Here is a 7,426-nt window from a genome sequence, read left to right on the forward strand (position 1 = left end):
TCCGGGCCGCCGACGACCGCCCCAGGCTCCGCCACCGCGACCGACGCCACCGTCACGGCGCCCGGCGCCTTCGGATCCGCCGGCCCGTCGGGCGTCGCACCCACGAGCGGCTTGTCCGCCCCCGGCTCGCCGACGCCGGGCTTGTCGCCACCCGGTCCGTCCGCCCCCGGCGTCAGCCCGGCGAGCGGCACCCCTCGGACCTCCTTGCCGTCCTCGCCGGTGAGCACCGGCTGCCCGTGCTCGTCCAGCCGGACGGCCAGGTCCGCCACCCCGACCACCGGCTTGCCGTCCGGCCCCGGGACGACCAGCAGCCCGGTGGCGTCGGCCACCGGTGTGCCGTCGGCGCGGAGGATGACCGGCTGCCCGTCCGGGCCGAGGACGGGCTCGCCGTGCTCGTCCACCTTGACCGTCAGCCCCGGCACGCCGACCAGCGGCTTGCCGTCCTTCCCGGCGAGCAGGACCAGCCCGGAGCCGTCCGCGGCGAGCACGCCCGGTTCGCCGAGGGCGGCGGGCAGCCCGGCGGCGAGCGGGTCGAACGCGCCGCTGCGGTACGAGGCGGCGGTGATCCCCGTCCCCTGCGCGGTGCCGAGCTTCAGCAGGGCGACGGCGGCCGGCTCCTTGAGCACGCCGGACAGGGCGTCCTTCATGGCGCGGCCGAGTTCGGCGAGCAGTCCGCCGATCTTCAGCGCGGCGGCCTCGACGGCGACGGCCGCCACCCCCGCCGCGACCTGCTCGGTGGCGGCGTTCTTCACCGTGGCCGCGAAGCCGCCAACGGCGTTCTCCAGTCCGCCGACCACCCCGCTCTTCGCCGGGTCGCCGGCGGCCGTCGCGGCGACCTTGCCGGCCGTCTCCTTGGCCTTGGCCGCCTGTTCCTCGGCCTGCTTGAGGTCGGCGGCGAGCTGCTGCAGGGTCGCGATGATCTCGGCCTTGCAGGTGTCCACGGCCCGCGCGGCCGTGTCGAAGGCCCCGGCGACCAGCCCGACCGCGCTGTGCGCGTCGTCCAGGTGGCCCCTGCCGCCACCGTTGAAGGCCTGCCAGTACGCGCCGAAGGCCTCGACCGCGTGACCGGAGTTGTCGGCGGTGACCCGCCGGACGGACTCACCGCCGCGGCGGGTGAGCCGGTCGGCCTCCTTGCCGAACTCGCGCCAGACTCCGGCGGCCTTGCGCAGACCCTCCTCGTCGGCCTGCGGCCACTGCTGGCCGGTCCGGGCCAGCACCGGGACCAGTTCCTCGGGCAGTTTCCGGGACACGCGCTTCCCCCTTCGAGCCGGGTCCGTCAGACCGGCATGTCCTTGGGGACGGTGGGAGCCGCCCCCGGGGTTGCCCCCGGCACCGTCGAGTACACCGCGGTCGTCACCGGCGAGGCCCCCGGCACCCCTGTCGCGCCCGACACCCCCGGTGCCCCCGGCGCCGCCGACGCCCCGAACCCGCTCGCCGCCGAGCTGTCCGCGTCGGCCGTCCGCGCGGCCATCGCGTGCAGCCCGGCCCCGATCCCGGCCACCCTCCCGGCCAACCCCCGCAGCCCGCCGACGAGTTCACCGCGTGCCGGCCCGTACACGGCGGCGAAGCCGCCGCCCGGCCGGTCCGCCCCCCAGGGGGCGCCCAGCGCGGCGAGCCCCTGCTCCAGGGCGGCGACGGCCTTCGTCAGCTCGCCGCCGATCTTCTCGAACTCCCGCCCCTCGCCGTGCAGTTCCCACGGTTTGAGGACGAACTCCCCGTCCGCGCGGCCGGACGCCCCGGTGCTGCCGCCTGCCATCCCCGCACCTCCCCGTAGCGGTCCCGTAGCGGACCGGCCGCCATCCTAGGCACGCCCCCGGGCCCTCCCGCAGGGCCCGACGGACCTCTTCACCCCGCCTTCACCCCGGACGGTCCCACCGCCACGGGCCCCGCCACCGCGCCATCGCCGCCGAAAGCTCTACCCTTGCCGGGTGGCACCAGCAGAAACGTCCAAGAAGAAGGCCAAGGCGAAGCCCAAGGCCTCCCCCGCCCCCGTCGACCTCGCGATGCCGACCCTGCGCCGCGAGATCCCGCGCGACGAGGTCCCGCTCGACTTCCCCCGCGCCTGGGTCGAGTTCGCCGACCCCGCCGACGACGAGCAGGTCTTCCGCTGCGACCTCACCTGGCTGACCTCCCGCTGGTCGTGCGTCTTCGGCCAGGGCTGCCACGGCATCCGCGAGGGCCGTGGCGAGTCGGACGGCTGCTGCACGCTGGGCGCGCACTACTCGGACGAGGACGACGAGAAGCGCGTCCGGTCGCACGCGGCCCGGCTGACCCCCGAGCTGTGGGAGAACTTCGCCGAGGGCACCGACGCCAAGGGCCGGATCGTCGCCGACGGCGGCATCACCATGCTGGACGAGGACGGCGACCGCCAGACCCGCCGGGTCAACGGCGCCTGCATCTTCGTGAACAGCCCGGGCTTCGCGGGCGGCGCCGGCTGCGCCCTGCACGCGCTCGCGCTCAAGGAGGGCCGCGAGCCGCTGGAGACCAAGCCGGACGTCTGCTGGCAGCTGCCGATCCGGCGCACCTACGACTGGATCGACCGCCCCGACGACACCCGCTACCTCCAGGTGTCGATCGGCGAGTACGACCGCCGCGGCTGGGGCCCGGGCGGCCACGACCTGCACTGGTGGTGCACCGGCGCCCCGGCGGCCCACCAGGGCGCGGAGCCGGTGTACGTCAGCTACCGCCCCGAGCTCACCGAGCTGATGGGCAAGGAGGCGTACGAGGTGCTGGCCCGGCTGTGCGAGGAGCGGATCGCCACCAAGGGCGACCGCAAGGTGGCCCCGCACCCGGCCGACCCGGCCAAGAAGGCCGGGAAGGCAGCGACCGCAGGGGCGGCAGAGAAGGCCGGGAAGAACTGACCGGCCCTACTTGTCGATGTCCCCGACCACGAAGAACATCGACCCCAGGATCGCCACCATGTCCGCGACCAGCGTCCCCGGCAGCAGCTCGGTCAGCGCCTGGATGTTGTTGAAGGACGCCGAGCGCAGCTTGAGCCGCCACGGCGTCTTGTCGCCACGCGAGACCAGGTAGTAGCCGTTGATCCCGAGCGGGTTCTCGGTCCACGCGTAGGTGCTGCCCTCGGGGGCCTTGAGCACCTTGGGGAGCCGCTGGTTGACCGGGCCGGGCGGCAGCGTGGCGAGCTTGTCGAGGCAGGCGTCGGCGAGGTCCAGCGAGTTGAGGGTCTGCTCCAGCAGGCACTCGAAGCGGGCCAGGCAGTCGCCCTCCTCGCGGGTGACCACGGTGAGCACCTGCCGCAGTTCCTCGGAGCCGTAGGCGAGGTACGGCTCGTCGCGGCGCAGGTCGAGGTCGAGGCCGCCGGCCCGGGCGATCGGGCCGCTGACGCCGTACGCCTCGGCCTGCGCCCTGGTGAGGACGCCGACGCCGGCGGTGCGGGCGCGGAAGATCTCGTTGCCGAGGACGAGGTCCTCGAAGACCGGCAGCTGCGAGCGCACGGTGGCGACGGCGGTGCGGACCCGGCCGAGCCAGCCGGCCGGCAGGTCCTCCTTGAGGCCGCCGACCCGGTTGAACATGTAGTGCATCCGGCCGCCGGAGGCCTCCTCCAGCACGTGCTGGAGGTCCTCCCGACTGTTGAAGGCGTGGAAGACCGGGGTGATCCCGCCCAGCTCCAGCGGGTACGAGCCGAGGAACATCAGGTGGTTGAGCACCCGGTTGAGCTCGGCAAGCAGGGTGCGGATCCACACCGCCCGCTCCGGGACCTCCATGCCGAGCATCCGCTCGACGGCCATGACGACGCCGAGCTCGTTGGAGAAGGCGGAGAGCCAGTCGTGCCGGTTGGCCAGCATGATGATCTGCCGGTAGTCACGGGCCTCGAACAGCTTCTCGGCACCCCGGTGCATGTAGCCGATCACCGGCTCGGCGCTCACGATGCGCTCGCCGTCGAGCAGCATGCGCAGCCGCAGCACGCCGTGCGTGGCCGGGTGCTGCGGGCCGATGTTGAGCACCATGTCGGTGGTGCCCGCCGCGCCGGTGAAGTTCTCGGCTCCCGCCCCGATGCCGACCGTGGTCTCCCTCATGCCCCCAGAGTCTGCCATCCCGGCAGGCCCGCCAAGCCCGCAGGTTCCGGCATGTGGACGGCCTGTACCAGCCACCCGAACCCGCCCAGCCCGCCCGGGTCGGTCAGCTCGGCCCCCTCCCCCGCCCCGCTCAGCGCCCGCAGGTAGCCGGCCGGGTCACTGGTGGCGAGCGCGAGCGCCGGGCGCTGACCGCTCATGCCGAGCGCCCGCAGCGCCTCCCGCTGGGTTGTCCACAGGCTGTGGAGACCGGGCACGGCGATCGAGTCCAGCGCGACGTGCGCGGTGACGTCGCAGGAGCCGTCCGGCACCGGGGCCACCTCCCGGCCGTCCCGGAAACCGGCGTACGTACCGAAGGGCGGCCGCCGCCCGGCGGTGTGCCCGTAGTCGACGGCGACGGCCAGGCCGCGGTCCAGCCCGGCCACGGCCCGCGCCCAGGCGGCGTCCCGGGGGCCGCCGAACTCCACCACCTCGCCGGGCTCCACGGCCGGCCACCAGCGGTCGGCCCAGGCCGCGTCGGCCGCCGAGACCGGCTCGCCGGGGCGCTGACCGCCGGTCGCGGTGTCCACCTCGACGTAGCGCAGCACCCCGTCCTCGTCCACCTCGCCGGCGTCCAGCGGCACGTTGTCCAGCCACTCGTTGGCGAACAGCAGCCCGGTCACCCCGCGCGGCGGCTCGTCCGTCCACAGGGCTGTGGACGGCAGACCGGCCGGGCGCTCCGCGATCTCCACGCCGTACGGGCGCAGCCGCGCCAGCACCTCGGCGGGCAGCTCGGCCAGGACACCGGTGAGCAGTTCGCCCCGCCCGGCCCCCATGTCGACCAGGGCCAGCTCCTCCGGACGGCCGAGGGCCTCGTCAACCTCCAGCAGCAGCCGGGCCACCGCACGGGCGAACCTCGGCGAGGCGTGCACCGAGGTGCGGAAGTGCCCGGCGGGGCCCTCCGGCCTGCGGTAGAAGCCCCGCGCCGGGTCGTACAGGGCCTGTTCCATGGCGGGCGCCCACCGCATCCAAGTCATGGGGCGGGACGCTACCCGGTCAGGGGAGACCCTCCCCATCGGCCCGGGTGCCTCTCCGACCTACGGAGTAGGACGGATCGCCCTACCGGCGGACCTGGGCATGCGGAACGACTGCCTACGCTGGACACGTGCATCGACTCAACGCCTGGCTCCGCCGTCACCCCATGGTGGTCGACGCCGCCTGGGCGTCGATCGTGCTGTTCTTCGGCCTGGTGCCGAGCGACAACTACGCCGACGAGGGCTGGCGCTTCGACGCCTCGATCCTGATCGCGGTGCTGCTGCCGCTGCTGATGGTCTTCCGGAGGCGCCACCCCGACCTCACGGTGGCCGCCGCCACCTGCATCGGCGTCGGCCAGGTGGTCGTGAACGTCACGCCGGAGGGCTCCTCGATCGCCTACCTGGTCTTCGCCTACACCGGCGCCGCCTTCGGCCGGAAGTGGACCTCCCGGCTGGCGCTGGCGGCCGGACTGGCCGCCGGGCCGCTGGTGTTCTGGCAGATGATGCCGGTGAAGACGATCTTCGACACGGCGGGCGACGCGCACACCCGCCCGTACGCCTTCGGCGAGGCGGCGCTGATCACGCTGCTGATGAGCACGCCGTTCATCCTCTGCTGGGCCTGGGGCCGGCTGACCAGGGTGCGCCGCGCCTACCTGGTCGAGCTGGAGGACCGCGCCGCCCGGCTGGAGCGCGAGCGGGACGCCCAGTCCAAGGTGGCGGTCGCCGCCGAGCGGGCCCGGATCGCCCGCGAGCTGCACGACGTGGTCGCGCACAACGTCTCGGTGATGATCGTCCAGGCCGACGGCGCCGCGTACGTCCTGGACAACTCCCCGCAGCAGGCGAAGGAGGCGCTCGGCACGATCGCCTCCACCGGCCGCCAGGCGCTGGTCGAGATGCGCCGCCTGCTGGGCGTGCTGCGCACCTCCGACACCAAGGCCGAGGAGTACGTGCCGCAGCCGGGCGTCGAGGAGCTGCCGGAGCTGCTGGAGCAGGTCCGCACGGCCGGGCTCGACGTGGACTACGCCACCTCCGGGCACCCGCGCGAGCTGCCGCGCGGCGTCGAGCTGACCGTCTACCGGATCGTCCAGGAGGCGCTCACCAACGTCCGCAAGCACGGCGGCCCCGACGCGCACGCCCGGGTCGCGGTCGACTTCGGCGAGCGCGAGCTGGCCGTCCTGGTGGAGGACGACGGGCGCGGCAGCACCGAAGAGCAGCTGGCCGCCGGCGGCGCGGACGGCCTCGGCCACGGCCTGATCGGCATGCGCGAGCGCGTCGGCATGGTCAGCGGCAGCCTCGACGTGGGCCCCCGCCCCGGCGGCGGCTTCCGGATCCGCGCCGTCCTGCCGCTCAAGGCGGCCCACTAGCCCCGTCCGCCGTCCACCCTCCAAGGAGTCCCACCTTGACCATCCGCGTGATGCTCGTCGATGACCAGGAACTGCTGCGCACCGGTTTCCGGATGATCCTCCAGTCGCAGGGCGACATCGAGATCGCCGCCGAGGCGGGCGACGGCGCGCAGGCCCTGGAGCTGCTGCGGCGCACCGAGGTGGACGTGATCCTGATGGACGTCCGGATGCCGCGGCTGGACGGCGTGCAGGCGACCCGCCGGATCTGCCTGGCCGAGGACGGCAGCCCGCTGCCGAACGCCCCGCACGTGCTCATCCTCACCACCTTCGACCTGGACGAGTACGCCTTCGCCGCGCTCAAGGCCGGCGCCAGCGGCTTCCTGCTCAAGGACGTCCCGCCGACCGAGCTGGTGGCCGCGATCCGCGCGGTGCACGGCGGGGACGCGGTGGTCGCCCCGACCACCACCCGCCGAATGATCGACCGCTTCGCCGAGGTGCTGCCCACCCCGCACAGCTCTCCCGGCTCGGACGCCCTCGGCCCGCTGACCGAGCGCGAGCGGGAGGTGTTCCTGCTGGTCGCCCAGGGGCTGTCGAACGGCGAGATCGCGGCCCGGCTGGTGCTCTCCGAAGCCACCGTGAAGACCCACGTCGGCCGGATCCTGGCCAAGCTGGGCCTGCGCGACCGGGTCCAGGCGGTGGTGCTGGCGTACGAGGCCGGGCTGATCCGGGCCGGGGCCACCGACTGAGCCGCTGCGCCGTTCGGGCGCCCCCGTAGACTGGGGCGGTACGTCCGGTACCCGTCGAGTGGACTGGAACGGTCATTCAGGACAAGGCAGGACAAGGGTGGACGTGAATCCGTCCGGCTTCGCCGACTCCGGCGAGTTCGGCCCGCTCGCCGACGGTCTCGGCGACCGGGCTTTCGGCGATCCCGGCGACCCCGGCAACCGCCCGGCCCGGCTGGCCGTCGGCGTGGTCGGCACCGGCCGGGTCGGCCCCGCGCTGGGCGCGGCGCTCCAGCTCGCCGGGCACACCGTGG

General features: G+C 74.4%; 6 protein-coding genes and 2 pseudogenes. 4 read left to right on the forward strand and 4 right to left on the reverse strand.

Annotated features, from left to right (window positions below):
* Nucleotides 1-1,250: pseudogene (locus tag KS423_RS32805) on the reverse strand (hypothetical protein); the annotation flags it as partial.
* A 26-nt stretch (nt 1,251-1,276) separates the two neighbouring features.
* Complete coding sequence (locus tag KS423_RS32810) at nt 1,277-1,756, reverse strand: hypothetical protein (protein ID WP_224283399.1); 480 nt, start codon at nt 1,754-1,756, stop codon at nt 1,277-1,279.
* 247 nt (nt 1,757-2,003) lie between these two features.
* On the opposite strand from KS423_RS32810, the gene KS423_RS32815 reads away from it, so the two are divergent.
* A complete protein-coding gene (locus KS423_RS32815; RefSeq protein ID WP_224283404.1) occupies nt 2,004-2,861 on the forward strand; it encodes a hypothetical protein in 858 nt (285 codons plus the stop codon).
* 6 nt (nt 2,862-2,867) lie between these two features.
* Here the strand turns inward: KS423_RS32815 and KS423_RS32820 are convergent, their stop codons facing one another.
* Nucleotides 2,868-4,037: an NADH-quinone oxidoreductase subunit D gene (locus KS423_RS32820; protein WP_224283400.1), complete on the reverse strand. Its 1,170-nt coding sequence runs from the start codon at nt 4,035-4,037 to the stop codon at nt 2,868-2,870.
* The gene (locus KS423_RS32825) at nt 4,034-5,050 is read right to left on the reverse strand and encodes an SAM-dependent methyltransferase (RefSeq protein ID WP_224283401.1); all 1,017 of its coding nucleotides are present in this window, start codon (nt 5,048-5,050) and stop codon (nt 4,034-4,036) included. The genes KS423_RS32820 and KS423_RS32825 overlap by 4 nt, the downstream gene beginning before the upstream one ends.
* Nucleotides 5,051-5,178: 128 nt before the next feature.
* On the opposite strand from KS423_RS32825, the gene KS423_RS32830 reads away from it, so the two are divergent.
* From KS423_RS32830 to KS423_RS48190, 3 genes and pseudogenes are all read left to right on the forward strand, one after another.
* Nucleotides 5,179-6,411: a sensor histidine kinase gene (locus KS423_RS32830; protein ID WP_224283402.1), complete on the forward strand. Its 1,233-nt coding sequence runs from the start codon at nt 5,179-5,181 to the stop codon at nt 6,409-6,411.
* 35 nt (nt 6,412-6,446) lie between these two features.
* Nucleotides 6,447-7,136: a response regulator transcription factor gene (locus tag KS423_RS32835; protein WP_224283403.1), complete on the forward strand. Its 690-nt coding sequence runs from the start codon at nt 6,447-6,449 to the stop codon at nt 7,134-7,136.
* A gap of 97 nt (nt 7,137-7,233) precedes the next feature.
* Nucleotides 7,234-7,426 (forward strand): annotated as a pseudogene (locus KS423_RS48190) (hypothetical protein); the annotation flags it as partial.

The organism is Streptomyces sp. LS1784 (assembly GCF_020103755.1).
Classification (GTDB): Bacteria; Actinomycetota; Actinomycetes; order Streptomycetales; family Streptomycetaceae; genus Kitasatospora.